Source organism: Streptomyces sp. NPDC094143 (genome assembly GCF_040303825.1).
Taxonomy (GTDB): Bacteria; Actinomycetota; Actinomycetes; order Streptomycetales; family Streptomycetaceae; genus Streptomyces.
In genome coordinates, this window is the sequence record NZ_JBEOTZ010000008.1 from 222,684 (window position 1) to 248,873 (window position 26,190).

At 72.0% G+C, this 26,190-nt stretch carries 24 protein-coding genes and 3 pseudogenes; 15 read left to right on the plus strand and 12 right to left on the minus strand.

Features of this window, described 5'->3' with window-relative positions; genetic code table 11:
• The 7 genes from nadC (at window position 1) to ABTZ58_RS13875 (ending at window position 4,743) form a co-directional block, all read left to right on the plus strand.
• The gene (gene nadC / locus ABTZ58_RS13845) at window positions 1–975 is read left to right on the plus strand and encodes a carboxylating nicotinate-nucleotide diphosphorylase (RefSeq protein WP_351354922.1); all 975 of its coding nucleotides are present in this window, start codon (window positions 1–3) and stop codon (window positions 973–975) included.
• 17 nt (window positions 976–992) lie between these two features.
• Window positions 993–1,790 (plus strand): type III pantothenate kinase, encoded by a 798-nt coding sequence (locus tag ABTZ58_RS13850; RefSeq protein ID WP_351354924.1) that lies wholly within the window; start codon window positions 993–995, stop codon window positions 1,788–1,790.
• A gap of 323 nt (window positions 1,791–2,113) precedes the next feature.
• The gene (locus ABTZ58_RS13855) at window positions 2,114–2,734 is read left to right on the plus strand and encodes a hypothetical protein (RefSeq protein ID WP_351355048.1); all 621 of its coding nucleotides are present in this window, start codon (window positions 2,114–2,116) and stop codon (window positions 2,732–2,734) included.
• Between the two features lie 18 nt (window positions 2,735–2,752).
• On the plus strand, window positions 2,753–2,941 hold the full coding sequence (locus tag ABTZ58_RS13860; RefSeq protein WP_351354927.1) for a hypothetical protein: 189 nt from the start codon (window positions 2,753–2,755) through the stop codon (window positions 2,939–2,941).
• A 180-nt stretch (window positions 2,942–3,121) separates the two neighbouring features.
• On the plus strand, window positions 3,122–3,595 hold the full coding sequence (locus ABTZ58_RS13865) for a BlaI/MecI/CopY family transcriptional regulator (protein ID WP_502996063.1): 474 nt from the start codon (window positions 3,122–3,124) through the stop codon (window positions 3,593–3,595).
• Between the two features lie 9 nt (window positions 3,596–3,604).
• Window positions 3,605–4,138: an amino-acid N-acetyltransferase gene (locus ABTZ58_RS13870; RefSeq protein WP_351354933.1), complete on the plus strand. Its 534-nt coding sequence runs from the start codon at window positions 3,605–3,607 to the stop codon at window positions 4,136–4,138.
• Window positions 4,139–4,407: 269 nt separating this feature from the next.
• Complete coding sequence (locus ABTZ58_RS13875; protein ID WP_351354936.1) at window positions 4,408–4,743, plus strand: histone-like nucleoid-structuring protein Lsr2; 336 nt, start codon at window positions 4,408–4,410, stop codon at window positions 4,741–4,743.
• A 9-nt stretch (window positions 4,744–4,752) separates the two neighbouring features.
• Here the strand turns inward: ABTZ58_RS13875 and ABTZ58_RS13880 are convergent.
• Window positions 4,753–5,028: pseudogene (locus ABTZ58_RS13880) on the minus strand (SCO3374 family protein); the annotation flags it as partial.
• A 546-nt stretch (window positions 5,029–5,574) separates the two neighbouring features.
• Window positions 5,575–5,898, minus strand: a pseudogene (locus ABTZ58_RS13885) (SCO3374 family protein); the annotation flags it as partial.
• Window positions 5,899–6,339: 441 nt separating this feature from the next.
• On the opposite strand from ABTZ58_RS13885, the gene ABTZ58_RS13890 reads away from it, so the two are divergent.
• Window positions 6,340–8,865 (plus strand): ATP-dependent Clp protease ATP-binding subunit, encoded by a 2,526-nt coding sequence (locus ABTZ58_RS13890; RefSeq protein ID WP_351354938.1) that lies wholly within the window; start codon window positions 6,340–6,342, stop codon window positions 8,863–8,865.
• A 65-nt stretch (window positions 8,866–8,930) separates the two neighbouring features.
• Here ABTZ58_RS13890 and ABTZ58_RS13895 read toward each other — a convergent pair whose 3' ends face one another.
• On the minus strand, window positions 8,931–9,566 hold the full coding sequence (locus ABTZ58_RS13895; RefSeq protein WP_351354941.1) for an HAD family acid phosphatase: 636 nt from the start codon (window positions 9,564–9,566) through the stop codon (window positions 8,931–8,933).
• 452 nt (window positions 9,567–10,018) lie between these two features.
• On the opposite strand from ABTZ58_RS13895, the gene ABTZ58_RS13900 reads away from it, so the two are divergent.
• Window positions 10,019–10,723: a M23 family metallopeptidase gene (locus ABTZ58_RS13900; RefSeq protein WP_351354944.1), complete on the plus strand. Its 705-nt coding sequence runs from the start codon at window positions 10,019–10,021 to the stop codon at window positions 10,721–10,723.
• 16 nt (window positions 10,724–10,739) lie between these two features.
• Here ABTZ58_RS13900 and ABTZ58_RS13905 read toward each other — a convergent pair whose 3' ends face one another.
• Entirely contained in the window at window positions 10,740–11,336 is a 597-nt protein-coding gene (locus ABTZ58_RS13905) for a TetR/AcrR family transcriptional regulator (RefSeq protein WP_351354947.1), read from the minus strand.
• Window positions 11,337–11,463: 127 nt separating this feature from the next.
• Between ABTZ58_RS13905 and ABTZ58_RS13910 the strand changes: the two genes are divergently transcribed.
• From ABTZ58_RS13910 to ABTZ58_RS13920, 3 genes and pseudogenes are all read left to right on the plus strand, one after another.
• Window positions 11,464–13,062 carry an MDR family MFS transporter gene (locus ABTZ58_RS13910; RefSeq protein ID WP_351354950.1) on the plus strand — a complete coding sequence of 533 codons (1,599 nt, stop codon included), beginning with the start codon at window positions 11,464–11,466 and terminating at the stop codon, window positions 13,060–13,062.
• 461 nt (window positions 13,063–13,523) lie between these two features.
• Window positions 13,524–13,957, plus strand: a pseudogene (locus tag ABTZ58_RS13915) (helix-turn-helix transcriptional regulator).
• A gap of 63 nt (window positions 13,958–14,020) precedes the next feature.
• Window positions 14,021–14,467 (plus strand): VOC family protein, encoded by a 447-nt coding sequence (locus ABTZ58_RS13920; RefSeq protein WP_351354953.1) that lies wholly within the window; start codon window positions 14,021–14,023, stop codon window positions 14,465–14,467.
• A 10-nt stretch (window positions 14,468–14,477) separates the two neighbouring features.
• Here the strand turns inward: ABTZ58_RS13920 and cseC are convergent, their stop codons facing one another.
• The 5 genes from cseC to ABTZ58_RS13945 form a co-directional block, all read right to left on the minus strand.
• Window positions 14,478–15,827, minus strand: a complete 1,350-nt coding sequence (cseC, locus tag ABTZ58_RS13925; RefSeq protein ID WP_351354956.1) for a two-component system sensor histidine kinase CseC — start codon at window positions 15,825–15,827, stop codon at window positions 14,478–14,480.
• A 7-nt stretch (window positions 15,828–15,834) separates the two neighbouring features.
• A complete protein-coding gene (gene cseB, locus ABTZ58_RS13930; protein ID WP_351354959.1) occupies window positions 15,835–16,536 on the minus strand; it encodes a two-component system response regulator CseB in 702 nt (233 codons plus the stop codon).
• 129 nt (window positions 16,537–16,665) lie between these two features.
• On the minus strand, window positions 16,666–17,322 hold the full coding sequence (locus ABTZ58_RS13935) for a hypothetical protein (protein ID WP_351354962.1): 657 nt from the start codon (window positions 17,320–17,322) through the stop codon (window positions 16,666–16,668).
• Window positions 17,310–17,849: a SigE family RNA polymerase sigma factor gene (locus tag ABTZ58_RS13940; RefSeq protein WP_351354965.1), complete on the minus strand. Its 540-nt coding sequence runs from the start codon at window positions 17,847–17,849 to the stop codon at window positions 17,310–17,312. Before ABTZ58_RS13940 ends, ABTZ58_RS13935 begins: the two co-directional genes overlap by 13 nt.
• Window positions 17,850–18,135: 286 nt before the next feature.
• The gene (locus tag ABTZ58_RS13945) at window positions 18,136–19,077 is read right to left on the minus strand and encodes an HhH-GPD family protein (protein ID WP_351354968.1); all 942 of its coding nucleotides are present in this window, start codon (window positions 19,075–19,077) and stop codon (window positions 18,136–18,138) included.
• A gap of 120 nt (window positions 19,078–19,197) precedes the next feature.
• On the opposite strand from ABTZ58_RS13945, the gene ABTZ58_RS13950 reads away from it, so the two are divergent.
• On the plus strand, window positions 19,198–20,847 hold the full coding sequence (locus ABTZ58_RS13950; RefSeq protein ID WP_351354971.1) for a histidine kinase: 1,650 nt from the start codon (window positions 19,198–19,200) through the stop codon (window positions 20,845–20,847).
• Entirely contained in the window at window positions 20,844–21,500 is a 657-nt protein-coding gene (locus ABTZ58_RS13955; protein ID WP_351354974.1) for a response regulator transcription factor, read from the plus strand. Before ABTZ58_RS13950 ends, ABTZ58_RS13955 begins: the two co-directional genes overlap by 4 nt.
• Window positions 21,501–21,685: 185 nt before the next feature.
• On the opposite strand, the gene ABTZ58_RS13960 is transcribed toward ABTZ58_RS13955, so the two are convergent.
• Entirely contained in the window at window positions 21,686–22,330 is a 645-nt protein-coding gene (locus ABTZ58_RS13960; RefSeq protein ID WP_351354977.1) for a phosphatase PAP2 family protein, read from the minus strand.
• 175 nt (window positions 22,331–22,505) lie between these two features.
• On the opposite strand from ABTZ58_RS13960, the gene ABTZ58_RS13965 reads away from it, so the two are divergent.
• The gene (locus ABTZ58_RS13965) at window positions 22,506–23,372 is read left to right on the plus strand and encodes a hypothetical protein (protein WP_351354980.1); all 867 of its coding nucleotides are present in this window, start codon (window positions 22,506–22,508) and stop codon (window positions 23,370–23,372) included.
• Between the two features lie 85 nt (window positions 23,373–23,457).
• Here the strand turns inward: ABTZ58_RS13965 and disA are convergent, their stop codons facing one another.
• Together disA and radA are read right to left on the minus strand one after the other, a co-directional pair.
• A complete protein-coding gene (disA, locus tag ABTZ58_RS13970) occupies window positions 23,458–24,582 on the minus strand; it encodes a DNA integrity scanning diadenylate cyclase DisA (RefSeq protein ID WP_309096670.1) in 1,125 nt (374 codons plus the stop codon).
• An 80-nt stretch (window positions 24,583–24,662) separates the two neighbouring features.
• Entirely contained in the window at window positions 24,663–26,072 is a 1,410-nt protein-coding gene (gene radA / locus ABTZ58_RS13975) for a DNA repair protein RadA (protein WP_351354984.1), read from the minus strand.
• Window positions 26,073–26,190: the final 118 nt, after the last annotated feature.

Here is a 26,190-nt window from a genome sequence, read left to right on the forward strand (position 1 = left end):
GTGACCACCCCCGAGCTTCCCCTCGCCTCCTCCGGAGGCTGCGGTGACGGCTGCGCCTGCGGCGCGGACGACGAGGCGTACCTGGAGAGCGGGCTCGACCCCGCCCTCGCCCAGTTGCTGGCCGACGCCGGCCTCGACCCCGTCGAGGTCGAGGACATCGCCAACGTGGCCCTCCAGGAGGACCTGGCTCACGGCGTGGACGTGACCACGGTCGCGACCATCCCCGAGGACGCGGTCGCCACCGCCGACTTCACCGCCCGCGAGGCGGGCGTCGTGGCCGGCCTGCGCGTCGCCGAGGCGGTCGTCTCGGTCGTCTGCGAAGAGGAACTCGAGATCGAGCGCCACGCGGAGGACGGCGACCGCGTCGAGGCGGGCCAGAAGCTCCTCTCCATCACCACCCGCACCCGCGACCTGCTCACCGCCGAGCGCAGCGCGCTGAACATCCTGTGCCGCCTGTCGGGCGTCGCGACGGCCACGCGCGCGTGGGCGGACGTCCTGGAGGGCACCAAGGCCCGGGTCCGCGACACCCGCAAGACCACCCCCGGCCTGCGCAGCCTGGAGAAGTACGCGGTCCGCTGCGGCGGCGGCGTCAACCACCGCATGTCCCTCTCGGACGCGGCCCTGGTCAAGGACAACCACGTGGTCGCCGCGGGCGGCGTCGCCCAGGCCTTCCAGGCGGTCCGTGAGCGCTTCCCCGACGTCCCCATCGAGGTCGAGGTCGACACCCTGCACCAGCTGCGCGAGGTCCTGGACGCCGGCGCCGACCTGATCCTGCTGGACAACTTCACACCGGCGGAGTGCGCGGAGGCCGTCGCGATCGTCCGGGGCCGCGCCGCCCTGGAGGCATCCGGCCGCCTCACCCTCGACAACGCCAGGGCCTACGCCGACACCGGCGTCGACTACCTGGCCGTCGGGGCCCTCACCCACTCCTCGCCGATCCTGGACATCGGCCTGGACCTGCGGCCGGCGGAGTAGGGGAGCGGGTACGGGCCATGCTGCTGACGATCGACGTAGGAAACACCCACACGGTCCTGGGCCTGTTCGACGGCGAGGAGATCGTCGAACACTGGCGCATCTCCACGGACGCGCGCCGCACCGCCGACGAACTGGCGGTCCTGCTCCAGGGCCTGATGGGCATGCACCCGCTGCTCGGCGACGAACTGGGCGACGGCATCGACGGCATCGCCATCTGCGCGACCGTCCCCTCGGTCCTGCACGAGCTCCGCGAGGTGACGCGCCGCTACTACGGCGACGTGCCCGCCATCCTCGTCGAACCGGGCGTCAAGACCGGCGTGCCGATCCTCATGGACAACCCCAAGGAGGTCGGCGCGGACCGCATCATCAACGCGGTCGCGGCCGTCGAGCTCTACGGCGGCCCCGCGATCGTCGTCGACTTCGGCACGGCGACGACGTTCGACGCGGTCAGCGCGCGTGGCGAGTACGTCGGCGGTGTCATCGCCCCCGGCATCGAGATCTCCGTCGAGGCCCTCGGCGTCCGCGGCGCCCAGCTCCGCAAGATCGAGGTGGCCCGGCCCCGCAGCGTGATCGGCAAGAACACGGTCGAGGCGATGCAGTCGGGCATCGTCTACGGTTTCGCCGGCCAGGTCGACGGCGTCGTCAACCGCGTGGCCCGCGAACTGGCGGAGGACCCGGACGACGTCACCGTCATCGCGACGGGCGGCCTGGCACCGATGGTCCTGGGCGAGTCCTCGGTCATCGACGAGCACGAGCCGTGGCTGACGCTGATCGGCCTGCGCCTGGTGTACGAGCGGAACGTGTCGCGCATGTGAGCCGCGCCGGGGCGCGAGGCCGGGTGGGTGCGCGACTCGGCGCGCCGAGGTACCGCTGCGCCCACCCGTGCCGCCCCAGCGGCACGACTGCCCGCAGCTGAGCGGACCGGGGTCCGCCCCCGTCCGCCCGCACCCGCGGGACGGCGCGGCCCCGACCCACCACCGGCGTCAGGCGAAGACGCACACCCCCACCCACCGGAGACATCCGACGGGACCCCGCCCACCCGAGTGGTCCCCCACGCCACACCCGTCCGCTATGTCGAAATTGTCTGATTAGCGCGTATCGTCGCCGCATGCCCACGCCCTACGGATCCCGCGGCGGCATGGCGTTCGGCGTGGAGGAGCTGCGTGTGCTCCGCCGCGCTCTCGCCCTCGCCCTCCACCCGACCTCCGCATCGTCCGACGACGTCCAGGACTGTCTCCGCCTCGCAGAGTCGCTCGACGAGGCGATGCGGGAGGGGGCCAGGCTGCGCGCCTTCCTCGTGGCCGACCTGGGCCGGTACCGCGCCGCCCTGCCCGGCGCCGCCGCCGGTTACCTCACACTCCTCGACGAGGCCCTGGCCGCCGGCTACCGCCCCCGCCCCGACGACCTCACCGCCCTGCGCGCCCTGCGCGGCAACCCCTCCGCCGCGGCCCTCCTGGACCGCTGCTCGGTCATCCTCGTCGGCACGGGCGCCCCCGCCCGCCCCGGTGCGCACTCCACCGTCCCCGCGGCCCGCACCCGGCTCCTGGCCCTCCCCGGCGGAGCCGACAAGCAGCCCGAGAAGAAACCCGCCCGCAAGTCGCCGGCCCCGAAGCCCGCCCCCAGGCCCGCCCCGGGCCCGGCCCCCGCTCCGGGCGACCCGAAGCCCTCCCGCCCCATCCCCACCCCGGGCGAGGTCTTCCCGCGTCGCAAGCCCGCCCCGCCACCCCCGGCGAACCCCCAGCAGCTCGCCGCGGGCTGACGTGGCTACCCTGGATCCATGGACTACGTCTCCGCGCTCCTGCCCCCGGTCGTCATGGCCGTCTTCTTCGTCGGCGTGATCCGGGTGATCGTGAAGACCCAGGGCGGCGCCAACAAGGCCAAGGAGGACGCGGCCGTCGACGCCGCCCTCACGCGCGTGGAGGGCGCCCGCCAGGCCTCCGCGGCCGGCCCGAAGGCCGACGCCTGACCCACCCCTCCCACGGCGTACGACTCCGCGGGGCCCGCCTACGGCGCCCGCACATTCGAGTCGTACGCCCTTTTTGTTCCCGTTCGCCGGTGAAGCGCACGTCCGCCACGCCAATACCGAGATCTCCCACTATTGTTCTGAGCTGTGCCTCGTCCATTGGGAGAACTCGAAGACGCGGTCATGTCGCGGGTCTGGAAGTGGAACCGCCCCGTGACCGTTCGAGAAGTCCTGGAAGATCTTCAGAAGGAGCGGTCCATCGCCTACACCACGGTGATGACCGTTTTGGACAATCTCCACCAGAAGGGCTGGGTGCGCCGCGAGGCGGAAGGCCGCGCCTATCGATATGAGGCGGTCTCCACCCGAGCCGCCTACGCCGCCGCCCTGATGAACGACGCCTGGTCGCAGAGTGACAACCCCGCCGCCGCTCTCGTCGCCTTCTTCGGCATGATGAGCGAGGAACAGCGCCAGGCTCTCACCGATGCCGTACGCATCGTCCAGGGCCCGGAAACCCAGGAACCGACCGAACCGTCGGAATCCGCGGAAGCCCCCGAACCGTCAGCCGAGACGGAACAGGCGGAACAGCCGGAACAGGCGGAACCCCGGGAAGGCCCCCCGCGGAACCCCGCCTCCGCTCAGGGGCGCGGCGGGCGATAGCGTCCGTTCATGTCCGCGAAGAGCCCCGATGCCCCCGCAAAAGCCATCACCGTCCGACGGGCCCGCACCAGCGATGTCCCGGCCGTACGCCGCCTCCTCGACGCCTACGTCCGCGGCGGCATCCTCCTCGACAAAGCCACGGTGACCCTTTACGAGGACATCCAGGAGTTCTGGGTCGCGGAACGCGACGACAACGCCGAGGTCGTCGGCTGCGGCGCCCTGCACGTGATGTGGGAAGACCTCGCGGAAGTGCGCACTCTCGCGGTGAAGCCCGGCCTCAAGGGCGCGGGTGTCGGACACCAAGTGCTGGAGAAGTTGCTGCAGACCGCCCGCTGGCTCGGCGTTCGCCGCGTTTTCTGTCTGACCTTCGAAGTCGACTTCTTCGGCAAGCACGGCTTCGTGGAGATCGGCGAGACCCCGGTCGACACGGATGTCTACGCGGAGCTGCTGCGTTCCTATGACGAGGGTGTCGCGGAGTTCCTCGGTCTCGAACGAGTGAAACCGAACACCTTGGGCAACAGCCGGATGCTTCTGCATCTGTGATCGCCGGGCGGACAACAGTCCGGCCACAACCGGGCCCGCCCGGTTCGTCAAGGCATATTCCGTGCCGCGCCCCCTGCCCAGGTGGCCTATGTCCGAAACGCGCACGTTTCCGGACGGAGGTGGGGGTCCCGGTCTCTGCCGAGGGTTTGTGTTTTTCCGGCAAAAGCGGTTTGCTTTCCGAGGTACTGCAGTACTGCATATAACAGGGGACGGCGATACGGCGGACGCCGGCACACCCGGCCCTGAAGATATCGATGAAAGGAAATCCGGTGGCACAGAAGGTTCAGGTCCTTCTTGTCGACGACCTCGACGGCGGCGAGGCGGACGAGACCGTGACGTTCGCGCTGGACGGCAAGACGTACGAGATCGATCTCACCACCGCCAATGCGGACAAGCTCCGTGGCCTTCTCGAGCCTTACGTGAAGGGCGGTCGTCGTACCGGAGGCCGTGCTTCGGGCGGGCGTGGAAAGACGCGCGCCGCTTCGGGCGGCAGCCAGGACACCGCGGCGATCCGCGCCTGGGCGAAGGAGAACGGCTACGAGGTCAACGACCGAGGCCGTGTTCCCGCGACCATCCGCGAGGCTTACGAGAAGGCCAACGGCTGAACAGCGGCACTACCGACCCTGCGCACGCAAGGCCGGCGGCTGGGCGCCCGCGCGCCGCAGCCGGGCCCGGTGGCACTGCGTGGCCACCGTGTCCACCAGCCGCACGAGATCGGGGGCGTCTCCTCCGCCCCCCAAGGCCGACAGCGTCGGCAGCGAGGCCTCGACCTCGCACCCCGGCTCGGGGGGCCGCAGCCACACGGCGGCCCCCTGGGAACCGAGCCGACCCCGGGAAGGCGGCCGGCCGGCCCCCGGGCCGGATCCACGCGCCGCCGGCCCGCCCGCCCCGGAGGACGCCGCTGCGCCCCGGCCGACGGTCAACCGCGCATCCGCCCCGCTGAACGACGCAGCACCCGCGTCGACGGTCAACCGCGCATCCGCCCCGCTGAACGACGCAGCACCCGCGTCGACGGTCAACCGCGCATCCGCCCCGCTGAACGACGCTGCTCCCGAGTCGGCGGGCGACCGCGCATCCGGCCCGTCGACCAACGGGGCGCCCGCGCCTGTGGGCAACCGCGCATCCGGTCCTGTGAAGGCCGGGCCGCCCGCCCCTGCGCGCATCCCCGCATCCGCCCCGCGGAACGACGCTGCGCCCGCATCCGCCCCGCGGAACGACGCAGCACCCGCATCCGCCCCGCGGAACGACGCAGCACCCGTGTCGACGGCCGAGCGCGCATCCGGCCCGCTGACCAACGGGGCCCCCGCACCTGTGGGCAACCGCGTATCCGGCCCGCCCGGCGCCGACGGCTCCCGCCCGAGCCACGCCTCCGGCAGTGGCGCGCTCGGCCCCGGCGGCAGTGGCGCCCGCAGGAACGCGCCCGCGCCGAGTGCCCTCACGTCCAGCGGCAGTGCTCCCCAGTCCAGCCACTCCAGCAGCCCCGGCAGTTCCTCCGCGCTGCCCGCGGCCACCAGCAGCTGGACGCGCTCGCCGCGGACGGCCACCGGCGAGCGCGGTCCGAGGCGCCGCAGCGCGGCCGGTGCCGCTTCCGCCGGTACGTCCAGGACGTCGAAGCGCACCCCCAGGACCAGGCGCAGCGGGTCCCCGGGCGCCGTCGGCCAGCCGAGGTCGTCCTCGTACCACCGCCGGGTGCGGCAGCGGCGGGGTGGTGGGACCACGCCGGGTGTGCGGGCGGTCACGGAGGGGAGGACGCCGGACATGCCAAGTGCAACCCGCGGAAGAGCGTGCGGGTTACGCTGAGTTCACTTTGTGTGCCGATGTGAGCGCACCGCGTGGCGAAGCGGGGGCGCGCGGGGGGTGCGGGGAGGCGCAAGGTTGTTCGCCCGTAGCGGAGGGAACGGGGGCGCTCGGCATGGACTGTCGGTCCCCGCGGGTAAGACATCCCTAGTGGGAGGGGGCGACACGCAGGAAAGGACGTCTCACGTTCGCCATCGGCGTACTGGCGAGTGGGGTATCTGCCTGGCCTGCGGGAACATCGTCTCGCACCATCGGGTTGGAGCAGATGTCGGCGTTCGGGGTCAGGAGGCCAAGGACGGTGTCGGCAGTTGGAATGAGCGGTCCCCGCTCGCGGGACTAAGCTGCGGAAGGACAGGGAGGGGAAGTTCCCCCCACTGCCTGACCGCTCTGAGGAGCGATTAACGATGTTCGAGAGGTTCACCGACCGCGCGCGGCGGGTTGTCGTCCTGGCTCAGGAAGAAGCCCGGATGCTCAACCACAACTACATCGGCACTGAACACATCCTCCTGGGCCTGATCCACGAGGGCGAAGGTGTCGCCGCCAAGGCCCTTGAGAGCCTCGGGATTTCGCTCGAGGCGGTCCGCCAGCAGGTGGAGGAGATCATCGGCCAGGGCCAGCAGGCCCCGTCCGGGCACATCCCCTTCACCCCCCGTGCCAAGAAGGTCCTGGAGCTGTCGCTCCGCGAGGCCCTTCAGCTGGGCCACAACTACATCGGCACGGAGCACATCCTGCTCGGCCTGATCCGCGAGGGCGAGGGCGTCGCCGCCCAGGTCCTGGTCAAGCTGGGCGCAGATCTGAACCGCGTGCGGCAGCAGGTGATCCAGCTGCTCTCCGGTTACCAGGGCAAGGAGACCGCCACCGCCGGCGGTCCTGCCGAGGGCACGCCCTCCACGTCCCTGGTCCTCGACCAGTTCGGCCGGAACCTCACCCAGGCCGCTCGTGAGTCCAAGCTCGACCCGGTCATCGGGCGCGAGAAGGAGATCGAGCGGGTCATGCAGGTGCTGTCCCGCCGTACGAAGAACAACCCGGTGCTGATCGGTGAGCCCGGCGTCGGCAAGACCGCCGTCGTCGAGGGCCTCGCCCAGGCCATCGTCAAGGGCGAGGTGCCCGAGACCCTCAAGGACAAGCACCTCTACACCCTGGACCTCGGTGCCCTGGTCGCCGGCTCCCGCTACCGCGGTGACTTCGAGGAGCGCCTGAAGAAGGTGCTCAAGGAGATCCGCACCCGCGGCGACATCATCCTGTTCATCGACGAGCTGCACACGCTGGTCGGTGCGGGTGCCGCCGAGGGCGCCATCGACGCGGCCTCCATCCTGAAGCCGATGCTGGCCCGCGGTGAGCTGCAGACCATCGGTGCGACCACGCTGGACGAGTACCGCAAGCACCTGGAGAAGGACGCGGCCCTGGAGCGCCGCTTCCAGCCCATCCAGGTCGCGGAGCCGTCCCTGCCGCACACGATCGAGATCCTCAAGGGTCTGCGTGACCGGTACGAGGCCCACCACCGCGTCTCCATCACGGACGAGGCGCTGGTCCAGGCCGCCACGCTGGCCGACCGGTACATCTCGGACCGCTTCCTGCCGGACAAGGCGATCGACCTGATCGACGAGGCCGGTTCCCGGATGCGCATCCGCCGGATGACCGCGCCGCCGGACCTGCGCGAGTTCGACGAGAAGATCGCCGGTGTCCGCCGGGACAAGGAGTCCGCGATCGACTCGCAGGACTTCGAGAAGGCCGCCTCCCTGCGCGACAAGGAGAAGCAGCTCCTCGCCGCCAAGGCCAAGCGGGAGAAGGAGTGGAAGGCCGGCGACATGGACGTCGTCGCCGAGGTCGACGGCGAGCTGATCGCCGAGGTCCTCGCGACCGCCACCGGCATCCCGGTCTTCAAGCTGACCGAGGAGGAGTCCTCCCGCCTGCTGCGCATGGAGGAGGAGCTCCACAAGCGGGTCATCGGCCAGACCGACGCCGTCAAGGCGCTGTCGAAGGCGATCCGCCGTACGCGCGCCGGTCTGAAGGACCCCAAGCGCCCCGGTGGCTCGTTCATCTTCGCCGGCCCGTCCGGTGTCGGTAAGACCGAGCTGTCCAAGGCGCTCGCCGAGTTCCTCTTCGGCGACGAGGACGCGCTGATCTCCCTCGACATGTCGGAGTTCAGCGAGAAGCACACGGTCTCGCGTCTCTTCGGTTCGCCCCCCGGCTACGTGGGCTACGAGGAGGGCGGCCAGCTGACCGAGAAGGTGCGGCGCAAGCCGTTCTCGGTGGTCCTCTTCGACGAGGTCGAGAAGGCCCACCCGGACATCTTCAACTCGCTGCTGCAGATCCTGGAGGACGGTCGCCTGACCGACTCCCAGGGCCGGGTCGTGGACTTCAAGAACACGGTCATCATCATGACGACCAACCTCGGCACCCGGGACATCTCCAAGGGCTTCAACCTGGGCTTCGCGGCCTCGGGTGACACGAAGACCAACTACGAGCGCATGAAGAACAAGGTCTCGGACGAGCTCAAGCAGCACTTCCGGCCCGAGTTCCTCAACCGCGTCGACGACGTGGTCGTCTTCCCGCAGCTCAGCCAGGAGGACATCCTCCAGATCGTCGACCTGATGATCGGCAAGGTGGACGAGCGCCTGAAGGACCGGGACATGGGCATCGAGCTCTCCCAGTCCGCCAAGGAGCTGCTGTCCAAGAAGGGCTACGACCCCGTGCTGGGTGCGCGTCCGCTGCGCCGCACCATCCAGCGCGAGATCGAGGACTCGCTGTCGGAGAAGATCCTCTTCGGCGAGCTCCGCCCCGGCCACATCGTGGTCGTGGACACGGAGGGCGAGGGCGAGGCCAAGACCTTCACCTTCCGCGGCGAGGAGAAGTCGGCCCTGCCGGACGTCCCGCCGATCGAGCAGGCGGCCGGTGGCACCGGCCCGAACCTGAGCAAGGACGCGTAAGCGTCACGGCCGAGTGAGAGGGGCCGGTGCCGAAAGGCACCGGCCCCTCTCGCGTGCCCGAAGCCCTACGAGAGCTGCCCGTCGTAGTCCGGCAGCTTGAACGTGCGCTCGGCGTGGCCGCCCGAGAGGTCGGTGGCGCTGTTGCCGATGTTCGCGATGATCGTGTAGCCCTTCTTCTCGATGTCGGCGCGCTGAGCCGTCTTGTAGTCGGCGACGTTCTTGAAGAGGTCGACGAAGCCGCGGACGTAGAGCCCGGAGACCCGGTAGCCGGTCTGCTTCAGGTTGTACTCGGTGAACGAGTAGATGATTCCGGGCCGGGCCGTCACGAAGAACACGGCGACGCCGCGCTCCTGGGCGTATCTGGCGGCCTCCAGGACCGGCTTGTTGGCCGGCTGCGGGTAGCTGAAGCCGAAGTCCGTCTCCAGCGCCGTGTTGTCGATGTCGAGGACGACGGCCTGCTTCTCGCCGGGCTTCGGGGCCGCGATCCGCTGCCTCAGGTAGGGCAGCGCCTGGTCCATCACCGCCTGGCAGTCCTTCTGCCAGGTGGCGTAGTCGACGTCCGCCGCGGCGGACGCGGCGGTGACGGCCGTGGAGGCGCGGGCCGGGGTCGCGGCCTCGGCCGGTGCGGCCATCGCCACGAGGGCGGCCGCCGAGACGGCGGTGACGGATGCGTGGCGCAGCCAGGGGCGTCGGGTCTGCATGTCGTGGGGGGTCCTCTCACGTCATTGACGCTGCCAACATGTCGTGTGCATGTTCGTGGGCGAGGGTGGCGCGAGGGGAACCGTAGGGTTACCGGACGGTAGGCGCCTAGAGGCGTGCGCCACATTTCCGGAATGGCCGAAGAGGGCCCCCGGTGACATGCCGCACAGGCGATATGTCCGTTACTAGCTGGAATAGTGGATAACGGGACAGGGGGAGATGGGTGCCGACCGGGTGGCGAGCCCGCAGAAGGGGCGGAAGTGCGTGCTCATGGCCGGATTCATCCCGAATGGGAGCTGTGTCAAGAGACGTAGAACACTGAACTAAATTACTAACTTCTGTCGTAGATCACGCTTTTGGGAGTTTGTCGGACTTCGGGTTACCAAGGGATGGCCATTCGGCGAGCGACTGCGCGCCGGGTGGTTTTCTCCGTCCCCTTCCCCACGAGGTTTCGATGTCCCAGCGCGTCACGTCCCGTTCTTCCCGTACGTCCCAGCTCCGCACCCGTGCGACCGTGCTGGCCGCCGGCCTCGGTGTCTCGGCCGCACTGGGGGCCGGGGTCGCGGCCGCCGCCGACACCACGGCCGCGTCCGGTGCCGCCAGTGCCGTCCAGGCACAGGCCGCCGCCCAGGCCAAGGCCGCCAAGGCCGAGGCGGTGAAGGCCGAGAAGGCCGCCGCCGCGAAGAAGGCGGCCCAGAAGAAGGCCGCCGCCGTGAAGAAGGCGGCCAAGAAGGCCAAGCCGTCCTGGGTCGACCCGGTGAAGAAGTACAAGCTCTCCGCGAGCTTCGCCCAGAACGGCGGCATGTGGCAGTCGACCCACAGCGGCCAGGACTACGCCGTCCCGAGCGGCACCCAGGTCGTCGCCGCCCACGGCGGCACCGTGGTCAAGGCCGGTCCCAACGGCGCCGGTGACGGTCCCGCGTACGGCAACGCCGTCGTGGTCAAGCACGGCAACGGCACGTACTCGCAGTACGCGCACCTGTCGCAGGTCAAGGTGCGGATCGGCCAGGTCGTCAAGACCGGCCAGGAGATCGCCCGCTCCGGCAACACCGGCAACTCCAGCGGTCCCCACCTGCACTTCGAGATCCGTACGAGCCCGAACTACGGCTCGGCGGTCGACCCGGTGAAGTTCCTGCGCGGCAAGGGCGTGAAGATCTGATCGGGCCGACGGATCCCTAGGAGCCCCTGGCTCCCCGGTGGGCCTGGGTCACCAGGTCCGTGGCGACCTCGAGGACGGCCTTGTGCCGTTCCTCGGGGTCGTCTCCCACGTCCTGGAGCAGGAACATCCCGGCGTGCAGCGTGAAGATCGCGCTGGCGCAGCGGACCTGGTCGACCAGGTCCGCGTCCGGGTCGACGATGATGTCGCGCAGGCTGTGCACCCGCGCCTTGAAGGACTCGCCGATCCGCAGGTCCCGTACCGACGCCTGGTTGTCGTGCATGAAGCGGAACAGCGGTGCCGCCTGGGCGAGCGTGTCGGCGTAGCGGCGGATGATCTCCTGCTTGGTCTCCAGCGTGTGCGGCTGGCGCCGGCCCCAGTCGATCAGGTCCTCGATCGGCTGCGTGAGGTCCTCGAAGATGCTGACGAGGATCTCTTCCTTCGTCTTGAAGTGGTAGTAGAGCGCAGCCTTGGTCACGTCCAGGTGCTCCGCGATCTCGCGCAGTGACGTCTTCTCGTAGCCCTGCTCCGCGAAGAGGTCGAGGGCCACGTCCTGGATGCGCCGGCGGGTGTCCCCGCGGCGCCGCTGCCTGGTGCCGTCCATGGTGCCGCCCATCCTCCTACGCCGCTCGCTTTCCATAAAACTTACTTGACGACCGGCTAGTTCCGCGGCTAGCTTCCCGAGTGTCGCACTAGCCGGTCGGCAAGTAAGTAGCAGTAGCTAGGGGGAGTGGGAAGCGACGATGGCGGACACAACGGACACCACGGTGGCGACCGACGCCGGCACCGGGGGGAAGAAGCCCAGGAGCGTGCGGGTCGTGCTCCTCGCGCTGATGATCGCGATGATGCTCGCGATGCTCGACAACATGATCATCGGTACGGCGATGCCGACGATCGTCGGTGAGCTCGGCGGGCTCGAACACCTCTCGTGGGTCGTCACCTCGTACACGCTCGCCACCGCCGCCTCCACCCCGCTGTGGGGCAAGCTCGGCGACATGTACGGCCGCAAGGGCACGTTCATGTCGTCGATCGTCCTGTTCCTGATCGGCTCGGCGCTCAGCGGCATGGCCCAGGACATGGGGCAGCTCATCGGCTTCCGGGCGATCCAGGGCCTCGGCGCGGGCGGTCTGATGGTCGGCGTCATGGCGATCATCGGCGACCTGATCCCGCCCCGGGAACGCGGCAAGTACCAGGGCATGATGGCCGGCGTCATGGCGCTGGCGATGATCGGCGGCCCGCTGGTCGGCGGCACGATCACCGACAACTGGGGCTGGCGCTGGGCGTTCTACATCAACCTGCCGCTCGGCGTGGTCGCGCTGGTCGCCGTCAGCGCCGTGCTGCACCTGCCGAAGAAGCGGGCGCAGGCGCGGATCGACTACCTGGGCGCCGTGCTGCTGACCGTCGGCATCACCGCGATCGTGCTGGTGACGACGTGGGGCGGCACCGAGTACGCCTGGTCCTCGGCGCGGATCATGGAGCTGATCGGCATCGGCGTCGCCGCGCTCGTCGGGTTCGTGTTCTGGCAGACGCGGGCCGCGGAGCCGGTCCTGCCGCTGCACATCTTCCGCAGCCGGAACTTCACGCTGATGTCGGTCATCGGCTTCATCACGGGCTTCGTGATGTTCGGCGCCACGCTGTTCCTGCCCTTCTACCAGCAGGCCGTGCAGGGCGCCTCCGCGACCAACTCGGGGCTGCTCCTCCTGCCGATGCTGGGCGCGATGCTGGTGACGTCGATGGTCGCCGGGCGGGTGACGACGAACACCGGCAGGTACAAGGTCTTCCCGGTGCTCGGCAGCGCGCTGATGATCGTCGGCCTGTACCTGCTGTCCACGATGGACACGGGGACCTCCCGGCTCACCTCCGGCGTGTTCATGGCCGTGGTCGGTCTCGGGATGGGCTGCCTGATGCAGATCACCATGCTCGTCGCGCAGAACAGCGTAGAGATGAAAGACATGGGCGTCGCGTCCTCGTCCGCCACCCTCTTCCGCACGCTCGGTTCCTCCTTCGGCGTGGCGATCATGGGCGCGCTGTTCAACCACCGTGTCCAGGACGTCATGGCCGAGCGGGCCGGGGCGCTGGGCTCCAAGGTGACCGAGCAGTCCGCCCAGCTCGACCAGGCGGGCCTGGCCAAGCTGCCGGAGGCGGCCCGGGAGGCCTACCAGCACGCGGTCGCGGCCGGCACGCACTCGGCGTTCCTGCTCGGAGCGGCGGTGGCGGTCCTGGCGCTCGCGGCGGCGGTGTTCGTGAAGGAGGTACCGCTGAAGGGAGCGGGCCCGAAGCCGGCGGAGGACGGCACGGCCGGCGGACCGGCGTCCAGGACGCCGGTGGCCGAGGCGGTGTAACCGGCGTCGCTCCCGTCGCCGCCCCTCGGGGCGACGACCGCAAGCCGACCGGCGAAACGGCCCACGCGCAAGCCCCCGGCGGGTTCCGGTCCCCGGGGGCTTCGCCGTGTCCGGCGGGTTCCGGTCCCTGGGGGGGGCGCCGAGTCCGGCGGGTTCCTGCCCCCCCCGGAAGGAGGGGCTTCGCCGTGTCCGGCGGGTTCCGGTCCCTGGGGGGTTCGCCGTGTCCGGCGGGTCACGGCCCCCGGGGGGTTCGCCGTGTCCGGCGGGTCACGGCCCCCGGGGGGTTCGCCGTGTCCGGCCGCTTGAGGGCGCCGCCCTCAGCCCGGCGGGTTCCGGTCCTCGGGGTTCGCCATGGCCGGCGGGTTCCTGCCCCCCGGGGAGGGGCTTCGCCGTGTCCGGCCGCTCGGGGGTGCCGCCCACAGCCCGGACCGCTGTCACACCCCCGTGCCACCATCGGTCGCATGGACAAGACGCGGCAGGTCCGGCTCGCCAAGGACGCCATGGACCGGGACTGGGCCGATCCCGGGCTCGACCTGGACACCGTCGCCGCGCACGCCGGGTACTCGCGGTACCACTCATCCGCGCCTTCAAGGAGGCGTACGGCGAGACCCCCGGCCAGTACCTCACGCACCGCCGGATCGAACGGGCCGAGGACCTGCTGCGCACGGCGAACCTGTCGGTGACGGAGATCTGCCACCTGGTCGGCTTCAGCAGCGTCGGCACGTTCTCGGCCCGCTTCAAGGCGTGGACGGGGCTGACGCCCAGTGAGTACCGGTCCAAGCACGTCGGCCGCGGCGCCGCGCTCATTCCGGGCTGCTACGCCATGCTCTGGGCCGGCGGCTTCCGCTCCGCCCCGGCCTCCGCCGAGGAGCGCAATTCCGGAGAAGCGCGCTGACACCCCCGCTGCCTACGGTGGCAGGGCAAGCACCGACCGGCCGCGAAGCAGCAGGAGCACGCCATGATCAAGGGTCTCGCCATCACGACCGTCTGGGTCCTCGACCAGGACCGGGCCAAGGAGTTCTACACGGAGAAACTGGGCCTGGAGGTCCGTACGGACCTGACCATGGGCGAGGGCGGCATGCGCTGGCTCACGGTCGGCTCCCCGAACCAGCCCGGCGTCGAGTTCACCCTGATGGTGCCCGGCGGGCCCGCGATGGACCCCGAGTCCGCCGGGATGCTCCGCAAGCTGGTGACGAAGGGCGCGCTCGGCGCGGGCGTGCTGACCACCGACGACATCCACGGCGACTACCGGAAGCTCAAGGACCGGGGCGTGGAGTTCCTCCAGGAGCCGCAGGAGCGCCCCTACGGCACGGAGGCGCTGTTCCGCGACGACTCCGGCAACTGGTTCTCGCTCACCCAGCCCCGCGAGGGCGGCCTCGACCTGGACCAGGACTGGTCCTGCTGACCACCGCGGTCTACGACGCCGGCAGCATCGGGTAGCTGCCCGTGTTCGTCGGCGCGTGTTCCGGCAGCCACAGCACCGCCACCGCGCCCTCGGCCGGTACGCCCTCCGGCGCCCCCGGCGTGCGGACGTTGCGGAAGGTCAGCCGGGCGCCCAGCACCCGGGCCTGCCCGGCCGCGATGGTCAGGCCGAGGCCGTGCCCGTGCCCGGCCCGGTCCTTGCTGCCGGTGCGGAAGCGGCTCGGCCCCTCGGCCAGCAGGTCCTCCGGGAAGCCCGGGCCGTGATCGCGGACCCGGATGACCCGGCCCTCGACGGTGACCTCGACGGGCGGCCTGCCGTGCCGGGCCGCGTTGGCCAGCAGGTTGAACAGCACGCGCTCCAGGCGCCGCGGGTCGGTGGTGACCTCCGACTCGTGCACGATCCGCACCTCGATGTCCGGGTCCTTGGCCGCCACCCGCCGGGCGACGAACTCGCCCAGCATGATGTCCTGTAGCTCCGCCCGCTCCGAGGCGCCGTCCAGCCGGGCCACCTCCAGCACGTCCTCCACGAGCGTGCGCATGGCCTTGGCCCGGTCCAGCACCAGCTCGGTCGGGCGGCCGGGCGGCAGCAGTTCGGCGGCGGTCAGCAGCCCGGTCACCGGGGTGCGCAGCTCGTGCGCGATGTCGGCGGTGACCCGCCGCTCGGCCTCGATGCGCTGCCGCAGGGCGTCCGCCATGGCGTCCACCGCGCTCGCCAGGTCGTCCGTCTCGTCCCGCACGACCCCGCCCATGGCGTCCCGCACGCGCACGTCCGTCTCGCCGCCCGCGAGCTGACCCGCCGCTACGGCCGCCTTGCGCAGCCGCCGCGACAGGTGCCCGCCGATGAGCACGCCGAGCGCGCTGCCGCCGAGGACGACGGCGATGGAGCCGATCACCAGCGCCTGGTCGAGGTCCTTCAGGATGTCCGAGCTGCGGTCGGTGAAGCCCGAGTGCAGGGACATCACGTGCCCGTTCTTCAGCGGCACCGCGGCCCATATGTCCGGCGCGTCACCGGGCCGGTCCGCCACGTAGGTGGCCCGCTGGCCGGCCTCGACCCGGTCGCGCAGCTCCTCCGGGAGGTTCGGGTCGTCGATCTTGGTGTTGGGGAAGTTCATCCGCCCGGACAGCTCGAAGTTGCGCTGGGCGATCATGATCCGCTCGTCGGCGAGGTCGCGTGCGTTGTCCAGCATCGACACCCGCGCCGCGTTGTGCACGACCAGGCTCAGCGCGATCGCCACGAGTGCGCCGACCAGCGCGATGGCCGCGCTCAGCTTCCATCTCAGGCCCGTGCGGATGCCCGCGCGCTCCAGACCCGCGGCGACCAGGCGCCGGAAGTGCCCCCTCATACCCGGCTCAGGCCTTCAACTTGTAGCCGAAGCCCCGGACCGTCTCGATCCGGTCCTGGCCGATCTTCTGCCGCAGCCGCTGCACGTGCACGTCGACGACCCGGGTGTCCCCGCCCCAGCCGTAGTCCCACACCCGCTCCAGCAGCTTGTCGCGGGAGAGCACCGTGCCCGGCGCCGAGGAGAACTCCAGCAGCAGCCGCATCTCGGTCGGGGTGAGCGCCACCGGCTGCCCGGCCCGGCGGACCTCCATGCCCTCGGTGTCGACCTCCAGGTCCCCGAAGGTCAGCACCCCGCCGTCGGCCGGGGCGGCCCGCTCCTCGGCGCGGTCCCCGGCCGCGTGCCCGAACCGCCGCAGCACCGCGCGGATCCGGGCCACCAGGACGGCACCGTCGAACGGCTTGGTCACGTAGTCGTCGGCGCCCGCCTCCAGACCCAGCACCACGTCGATGGAGTCGGCCCGCGCCGAGAGCATGATCACCGGCACGGTCGACTCGTCCCGGATGCGGCGGCACAGGCTGACCCCGTCCAGGCCGGGGACCATCACGTCCAGCAGCGCGATGTCGGGGCGGTCGGCCCGGAACGCCTCCAGGCCCGACAGCCCGTCGGGCATGGCGGTGACCGCGAAGCCGTCCCGTTCCAGGGCGAGCTGCGTGGCCTCGCGGATGACGTCGTCGTCCTCGACGAACAGGACGTGGGTCTGGTCTGCCATCCCGGTGCTCTCTTGTCCTCAGTGGTTCGTGGGGTGCGTTCTCTTCGCTGGGACGCGCGGAACGGGCGTCGCGTTCACCGGGTGGTCGGCCCGAGGCGCCCGAACGGTTCACGCGGCCTTCCGGCGGCGTCAGCTCGCGGGCACCGGCGACGCGCTGTCGCCGACGACCTTCCCGTAGTCGTTGTGCGTGCGGTACTCCTCGTCGAACCGGCCGGACGACCACCGGTACGTGATCACGTTCTCCCCGGAGGGACTCGACACCGGGTCGCCCTTCTCGTACACCTGCTTGGTCACCACGAGGTCGCCGCGGTCGATCTCCGCGTAGACCGGGGGCTCCTCGGCCTTGAACACATTCTGGTACGAGCCGTCCTGCTCGCGGTACACGTAACTGCCCACACCCACCGCGTCACCGCAGGTCAGCACGTTGACTACGACGTCGTCGGCCGAGCCGCCGGTCAGGTTCCCGTAGGAGACGTCGACGGGGTACTCGTCGGCCACGCACGGCTTCAGCTCCCGCTTGACCTCCGGCGCGACCTTCGGGTCGTCCTTGACGAGCCGGACCGCGTCCTCGGTGCCGGGCGTCTTCGACGGGGCCGCGGTCGGCGTGGCGGCGGAGGCCCCCGCCACCGAGTCGGAGTGTGCCGGACCCTCGTCCCGGGCGCCGGTGCCGCCGGCGGCACACGAGGACGCGAAAAGGGCGAGGGCGGCGAACACGGCCAGCGCCGTGATCACCGCCTGGATGCCGCCCCGGTTCCCCGCGGAACCCTCACCGGTCAGGCCGCGCACCGCTCCCGCTCCTCACGCTCCAGCGCGCGTGCGTCCAGATCGCGGGACTCCAGCTCCTCGCGGAGCCGGGCGAGCGCCCGGTGCAGCGTGCTCTTGACCGTTCCGGCCGACATGCCGAGGGCGGCGGCCGTCTCCTCCGTGGACATCTGCTCCCAGTGTCGCAGCACCACGACACTGCGCTGCTTGGGGGCGAGCACCCGCAGGACGTCCATCAGCAGAGCGCGGTCCGCGTGCTGCTCGGTGGAGTCGTCGACCGAGGCGTCCGGGAGCTGCTCGGTCGGCACCTCCTCCAGCTTGCGGGCCCGCCACCACTCCGTCCGCGTGTTGATCATCACCCGGCGCAGGTAGGCGTCGGCCAGCCGCTTGTCCTCGATGGTCTCCCAGCGGCCGTAGGTCCGCACCAGTGCCGTCTGCAGCAGGTCCTGCGCGTCCGTCGGGTCCGGCACCAGGCGGCGGGCGCTGCGCAGCAACGCGTCCTGCCGGGTGCGGACGTACTCCTCGAACTCGAGCACCTCGCCCTGCGCCATGGTGACCCGCCTCCCGTTTCCCCGTTCCGGGCCGGCTCCCCGCCGCCCGTGCACTGCCTGTGGTTCTCCGTCGTCCCGGGTCCTTCCGGGAACGCATCCGAAGGTACGGAGCCGTTGTCACGGCGCTGTCCGAAGCAGCCTGCGGCCAGCGCTCGGCTGTCCGTCGGTTGTGTAACGGATGTCGGAACGGGGTAAAACGATGGGCCTGTTGGGAAGCTTATGGGGCGATTTGTCGATCACTGGAGCGCGGTGACGGCAGGGCGGCGGCTGTGACGTTCCCGTGCGTTCAGGTCATCGGCAGCCGGTAGAGCCCGTCCGCCAGCGGCTCCACCAGACCGTCGGCGACGAGCCCGTCCAGGGCGCGGGCCCGCTGCACCGGCTCGTGCCACACCCGGTCCAGGGCGGCCTGCGGCACCGGTCCGTGCGCCTCCCGCAGCACGGCGAGCAGCCGCCCGCGCACCTGCCGGTCGGTGCCCGCGTACGTCTGGCCGCGCCGCGGCGGGCCGTCGTGCTCCGGCTTGCCCGCCAGCCGCCACGCGCACTGCGCGGCGATCGGGCAGCGGTGGCACGACTCGCTCTTCGCCGTGCACACCAGCGCGCCCAGCTCCATGGATGCGGCGGCCCAGCGCGCGGCGGTCGGCTCGTCGTCGGGCAGCAGCGCGCGGGCCAGCCTCCGTTCGGCGGCGGTCGTGGCGTTGGGCGGGTACTGCACGCCGGTGACCGCGCGGGCCAGGACCCGGCGTACGTTCGTGTCCAGCACGGGGTGCCGCCGGCCGTAGGCGAACGAGGCGACGGCGGCGGCCGTGTACTCGCCGATGCCGGGCAGCGCCAGCAGCTGGGCGTGGTCGGCCGGTACGTCACCGCCGTGCCGTTCCGTTATCGCGACGGCGGCGCCGTGCAGCCGCAGGGCGCGGCGCGGGTAGCCGAGCCGTCCCCAGGCGCGGACGGCCTCACCGGGCGCCTCCCGGGCCAGGTCGGCGGGGCGCGGCCAGCGGGCCAGCCACTGCTCGTAGACGGGCAGGACACGGCTCACGGGGGTCTGCTGGAGCATGAACTCACTGACCATCACGCCCCACGCCCCGGCCTCGGGGCGCCGCCAGGGCAGGTCACGGGCGTTCTCTTCGAACCAGTCGATGACGGGGGCGTGCAGGTTCTCTCCGCGGGGCGGGCCGGGGAGGGGCTCGGTGGGGGAGGCGGTGGGGTGCGAGGGCTTCGTGGGAGCAGTCATGGCCTTCCGATGGTGCCACGCAAGGGTGCCGTCGCGGGCACACCGCCACCGGCGCGGGAGGCCGGTACCTGACGATCGGCAGCAGTGCCGCCCGGCCCGGCGCCAGTAGCGTCGGGCCGCATGGAACGTCCTCACCCGGCCTCGTGCGCCCGGGGTGCCCTGCTCTGGGCGGCCCTCGCCCTGCCCGCGCTCACCGCGGACCGGCTCGGGCTGAACGAGCCGCGGCCGGCCTGGCAGCAGGTCACCGGCGTGGCGGCGCTGGCCGTCGCGGCCGGTTCGGCGCGCCGCGCCCCCCTGGTCGCCTTCGCGCTCGCGGCCGCCGTGAGCCTCGCCGCCGCCCCCGCCCTGTTCACCGTCTCCTACGGCCCCGCCCTCGGCGTGTTCGCGCTGCTGCTCGGGCTGCGGGCGGCCCGGGCGCGTCCCGCCGTGCTGTGCTTCACCGCCCTCGCCGGCGTCGGCACCGCGCGCATCGCGCTCGTCGGGGTCGACCCCGCGCCCGAATGGCTCGTCATGACGGGCACGCTGCTGTTCGGCTGCGTCTTCCCCTGGCTGGGCGGGCGCTACTGGCGGCAGAGCCGGGAGCTGGCCGAGGCCGGGTGGCTGCGGGCCGCCCGGCTGGAGGACGAGCAGCGCCACGCCGAGGAACGCGCCCGGCTGCGTGAACGGGCCCGGATCGCCCAGGACATGCACGACTCCCTCGGCCACGAGCTGAGCCTCATCGCCCTGCGCGCGGGCGCCCTCCAGGTCGCTTCCGGACTCGGCGAGACGCACCGCAGGGCGGCGGCCGACCTGCGCGCGGCCGCCGCTGACGCCACGGACCGGCTGCACCGGATCATCGGCGTCCTGCGCGAGGACGACGAGCCCGTACCGCTCGCGCCGGCCGGCGAGACCCTGGAGCAACTCGTCGCACGGGCCGCGCAGTCGGGACTCCCCGTGCGCTTCGAACCCGCCGGGCGGGAGGGGGAACCGGAGCCCGGCGGGGTCGCCGGGCGGCTGCTGCACCGCGTGGTGCGGGAGGCACTGACCAACGCGGCACGGCACGCGCCGGGCGCACCCGTGGTCGTGTCGGTGGCGGAGCGGCCCGCGGGCACGTCCGTCACCGTCGCCAACGGCCGGGCCACCGACGGCGGTTCCGGCCCGTCCGGGGGCGGCACGGGCCTGCTCGGGCTGCGCGCCGCGGTCGCCTCGGCGGGCGGCGAGTTCGAGGCGGGCCCGCACGAGGACGGCTTCCGGGTCCGGGCGTGCGTGCCGCGGCAGCCGCCCCTCGCCGCGCCCACGCGCCCTGCCGTGTCCCTGAGTCCTGGGGTGTCGCCGGGCCCGGGCGCGGCCCCGGACCCCGCGACGTCCCCGCGTTCCGGCGCCGCCCCGGCCCCCTTCGCGCAGGCCCGCCGCCGTGTCGCCGTCGGCCTCGGCACCGCCGCCGGCGCGGGGGCCGCCGTGGTCGGCGCGGCCTTCGGCTGGTACGCCTACGCCGAGACGCACTCGGTCCTGCCGCCCGCCGTGTACGCGCGGCTCCAGCCGGGCGCCCCGGCCGCCGACGTCGCCCGCGTGCTGCCCGGGCGCGAGGTGAACGACCCGCCCTCGGAACGCGCCCCCGCGCCGCCCGCCGGAGCCGACTGCCGCTACTACCGCGCCAGCGGCGAACTCTTCGTCTCCGTCGACCACTTCAGACTGTGCTTCGAGGACGGGCGGCTGGTCGCCAAGGACGTCGTCCCGCGCGTCGGCCTGTCCGGTGAAGGACGAGAGGAATACGAGGAGCTCGCACGGTGATCCGCATCCTGCTGGCCGACGACGAGGCGGTGGTGCGCGCCGGGGTGCGCGCCATCCTGGACAGCGACGGCGGCACGGAGGTCGTCGCCGAGGCGGGTGACGGGCGCGAGGCGGTCGATCTGGCCCGTGCCCACCGCCCGGACGTGGCACTGCTCGACATCCGCATGCCGCGCCTGGACGGTCTCTCCGCGGCGGAGGAGATCGCACGGACCGTGCCCGGCACCGCCGTCGCCATGCTCACCACCTTCTCCGAGGGCGCCTACGTGACCCGCGCCCTCGGCGGCGGCGCCACCGGGTTCCTGCTGAAGTCCGGCGACCCATACGAACTCATCGCGGGCGTACGGGCGGTGGCGGCGGGCGCCGCGTTCCTGTCGCCGAAGGTGGCCCGGTACGTCATCGATCAGGGCCTCGGCGGCGGCCGGCTCACCCGCGAGGCCCGGGCACGCGCGCGCGTGGCGGTGCTGAGCCCTCGCGAGCGCGAGGTGCTCGGCCTGGTCGGCGCGGGCCTGTCCAACCCGGAGATCGCCGCCCGGCTCCATCTCGTCGAGGGCACGGTCAAGGCGTACGTGAGCGCGGTCCTGGACCGGCTGGAGGTACGCAACCGGGTGCAGGCGGCCGTCGTGGCGTACGAGGCGGGCCTGGTGGAGCCGTAGGTCGTGTCCGCAAAGTTCCTCCTGCCCCGCGACGCCTGGCACGCGCTCTCGCCGCACCGGACGCAGTCCCGAGTACGCCCGGTACGAGGGACTGCGTCCGGCACGCCGAGAGCACGCACCGGACGCCGCAGGGCCCGCCCTCCGGGCGGACGAAGGGACTCCGCGGACACGACCTCGGCCCGGGCTCACCGACCGGCGGGCGTTCCGTACGACCGCACGACAGCCGGGCGGCCCGGTCCCACCACCCAGCGCACGAGCGGGGCCGACGAGCCGCGCAGCGCGCCGCTGAGCCGCGTCACGGGGCCCGTGCCCAGCCGGACGGCGACCAGGGCGACGAGTGCGCCCAGCGCCAGCCCCGCGAGGACGTCGTGCGGATAGTGCACGCCGACGAAGACCCGGGAGAAGGCCATCAGCAGGGCGAGCGGGGCCGTCAGCCACAGCAGCGCGCGCCGCACCAACGCCAGGGCGACGGCCGATCCGCCCGCGATCGTCGCGTGGTTGGACGGGAACGACCAGTCGCCGTGCGGTGGGCACGCGGCCAGGGACGCGGCCGCACCGGCGACCGCGCGGCACGGCCGCTCCTCCGTGACAACGGACTTGAGCACCTCACTGCACACGTACGCCCCTGCCGTGGCCAGAGGTGCAAGGGCCGCGATCGCGAACGCGCGCGGACTGTCGCGGCGGGCGCGCCACCACACGGCGGCGAACAGCGCCACGAAGACCAGCAGTCCGGCCTCCGTCCACAGTCCGGCCCCCTGCCGTACCCACATCGGGGTGTCGCGGGCGAAGTCGGTGATGTCGCGGTAGAGCGCGGCGTCGGCGAAGGTCATGGTCACGGACGGTAGGCGGCGGACCGGAACCGTCACACCCCGCGATCGTCGGGTGCCGTACCTGACGAAAGACAGGGGTGGGACGGCGTTTTCCCGGGATGATGATCCGGAAAAAATGTGCCCCGAGCGGCGGGTGGGACAAGCGAACGCGCCGTTCTCTCGTAAGGTTTGCGCCGTGGGATCTCTGCGCAATCCGGTCGGGCCGCTTCCCTCCTCCATCTACTGGCGTCGGAGGGTCGTACTCGTGTCTGTGGTAGCCCTGTTGGCGCTGCTGATCACCTGGATCGTGACCATGGGCGGCGGGGGCGGCAAGGACGGCGACAACGGCGCCAACGGCAAGAATCCCGCGCCCTCCATCACGCCCGGTCCGTCGAGTTCGGGCCCGGCCATCAGCCAAGCCCCCGGCGGACGCGACGAGTCGGGCGGCAGCGGCTCGGGCGGCTCGTCGTCCGGGTCCGGGAACGGCTCCGGCGGTTCGGGTGGCGGTTCCGGTGACGGCGCGGGCGGCGGCTCGGGCGACGGGTCCGGCAACAGCGGCTCCGGCGGATCCGCCGGGTCGGGCGGTGCCGGCGGCTCCGGGAGCGGCAGCACGGTGGGCGGCGTCGGCGCGGGCGACACGCTCCCGGCCGGCTCCACCCTGCCCAACTGCACCGCGAGCGTGGTCAAGTTCAGCCTGCGCAGTCGGCACAACACCTACGACCCCGAGCAGACGCCCACGTTCCTGCTCACCGCGCGGAACATCTCCGGCAGCGACTGCAAGATCGACCTCGGGCCGAGGAACGCGGTGTTCACCGTCACCCCGGCGAGCAGCGACGACGACTACTGGTCCTCGAAGGACTGCCCCAAGGCGGCCGCCCACCAGGTGTACCGGGTACCGGCCGGCAGCGACATCACCTACATGGTGAAGTGGGACCGCAAGCCCAGCGCCCCCGAGTGCGCCACGCCCCCGGCGGGTTCGGCCAAGACCGGCACCTATCTGGTGGAGGCCAAGGCTCCGGGCTTCGCGAAGGTGCAGACGTCGTTCGTGCTGTCCGCCGACTGAAGCGCGACGGCCGCCAACGGCTGAGGGCGATACCCGGCACCGGGTACCGCCCTCAGCCGTACGCGGCCGGTGAAGGCTCAGGCGGCTAGACGTACCGCTCCAGGATCGACGACTCCGCCAGCCGCGACAGCCCCTCGCGCACGCTGCGCGCCCGGGCCTCGCCCACGCCGTCCACCGTCTGCAGGTCGTCGACGCTCGCGGCGAGCAGCTTCTGCAGGCCGCCGAAGTGCTCCACGAGGCGGTCGATGATCGCGCCGGGCAGGCGCGGCACCTTGGCGAGCAGCCTGAAGCCGCGCGGGGACACCGCCGAGTCCAGCGTCTCGGGAGAGCCCGTGTACCCCAACGCCCGTGCCACCGTGGGCATTTCGAGCAGCTCGGCGTGGCTGAGGGCGTCGAGCTCGGCGAGGGCCTCGTCGACCGTGCGGGAACGCTTGGCCGTGGGCTCGGGGACGTAGTCCCGCACGACCAGCTCGCGCTCCGGCTCGACGCCCGCGATCAGCTCGTCCAGCTGGAGGGCGAGCAGCCGGCCGTCCGTGCCGAGCTCCACCACGTACTCGGCGATCTCCGTGGCGATGCGGCGCACCATCTCCAGGCGCTGGGCGACCGCCGAGACGTCCCGGACGGTGACCAGGTCCTCGATCTCCAGCGCCGACAGCGTGCCCGCGACCTCGTCGAGGCGGAGCTTGTAGCGCTCCAGGGTCGCGAGGGCCTGGTTGGCGCGGGACAGGATCGCCGCCGAGTCCTCCAGGACCCGGCGCTGGCCGTCGACGTACAGGGCGATCAGGCGCATCGACTGGGAGACGGAGACGACCGGGAAGCCGACCTGCTTGCTGACGCGGTCCGCCGTGCGGTGCCGGGTGCCCGTCTCCTCCGTGGGGATCGTCGGGTCCGGGACCAGCTGCACGCCCGCGCGCAGGATCTTCGACAGGTCCGAGGACAGCACGATGCCGCCGTCCAGCTTGCACAGCTCACGCAGACGGGTCGCCGTGAACTCGACGTCCAGCACGAAACCGCCGCTGCACAGCGCCTCGACCGTCTTGTCGGAGCCGAGCACGATGAGACCGCCGGTGTTGCCGCGGAGCACGCGCTCCAGGCCGTCGCGGAGGGCGGTTCCGGGTGCCACGGCGCTCAGGGAGGCGCGCATCAGGCCATCGGTACCGGCACTCCCGCCGGACTTTCCGGGAGCTGATGCCCGGTCGTTGGCTGCCACTGCACTCCTCCGGTCGCAGGTTCTGGGCGCCCCCGTGTCGCGCGCTTGGTTCGCACGGACGGGCGAGACCAGGGCAAAGTCTACCGGCGACCCTCCTCGTCCCGTGGGGCCTCTCTGCGACGGGAGCGGGGGAGGACCCGCAGGGCGTCCCCTATGTCCGCGACTTCCAGAACCTTCATGCCCGCGGGAATCCGGCCCGGATCGCCCGGTACCAGGGCGTGCGTGAAGCCCAGACGGTGGGCTTCGGCCAGGCGGCGCTGCACGCCCGTGACCCGTCTCACCTCGCCCGCGAGGCCCACTTCGCCGATCGCCACGAGGTTCTTGGGGAGAGGTGTGTCACTCGCCGCGCTCGCCAGGGCGAGGGCGACCGCCAGGTCCGCCGCGGGTTCCGAGAGCTTCACCCCGCCCACCGTCGCGGAGTAGATGTCCCTTTTGCCCAAGGCGCTGATCCGGCCCCGCTGTTCCAGCACCGCCAGCATCATCGAGACGCGGGAGGTCTCCAGGCCCGAGGTGGTGCGGCGCGGGGAGGGGATCTGGGAGTCGACCGTGAGCGCCTGGACCTCGGCGACCAGGGGGCGGCGGCCTTCCAGGGTGACGGTCAGGCAGGTGCCCGGGACCGGTTCGGCCCGACGTGTCAGGAAAAGTCCGCTCGGGTCCGCGAGGCCCGTGATGCCCTCGTCGTGCAGTTCGAAGCAGCCGACCTCGTCGGTGGTGCCGTAGCGGTTCTTGACGCCGCGTACGAGCCGCAGGCGGGCGTGCCGGTCGCCCTCGAAGTGCAGGACGACGTCGACCAGGTGCTCCAGCAGGCGCGGGCCCGCGATCGCGCCGTCCTTCGTGACGTGGCCCACCAGGAGCGTGGACATGCCGCGTTCCTTCGAGGCCCGGATCAGGGCCCCGGCGACCTCGCGCACCTGGGCCATGCCGCCGGGTGCGCCGTCGATCTCCGGTGAGGCCACCGTCTGCACCGAGTCCATGATCAGCAGCGACGGCTTCACCGCGTCCAAGTGGCCCAGCACCGCCGCCAGATCCGTCTCGGCCGCCAGGTACAGGTGGTCGTCGATGGCGCCGATGCGGTCGGCGCGCAGCCGGACCTGGCTCGCCGACTCCTCGCCCGTCACGTACAGCGTGCGGTGCTCCTCGCTCGCCGACTTGGCCGCCACGTCCAGCAGCAGCGTCGACTTGCCGACGCCCGGCTCGCCCGCGACCAGCACCACCGCGCCCGGGACCAGCCCGCCGCCGAGCACGCGGTCCAGCTCGGGCACGCCGGTGGTGCGGGCGGCGGCCTGGCGGCCGTCCACCTGGCCGATGGGCAGGGCGGAGGTGGTGACCCGCCCGGGTGACGTCGTACGGACCGCGGGCGTGCCGTACTCCTCGATCGTCCCCCAGGCCTGGCACTCGGGGCAGCGGCCGAGCCACTTCGCCGTCTGCCAGCCGCACTCCGTGCAGCGGTAGGACGGGCGGTCCTTGGTGGATTTCGTACGGGCAGCCATGGACGAAACCGTAGCCGCCGCCACTGACAACGCGGGGACCGGACGGCGCGGCCACCTGCGCGCCAGGGCTGCGCCACCCCTCGCCGGGGCCCGGGCCAGTGGCCCGTGTCCCCGATTG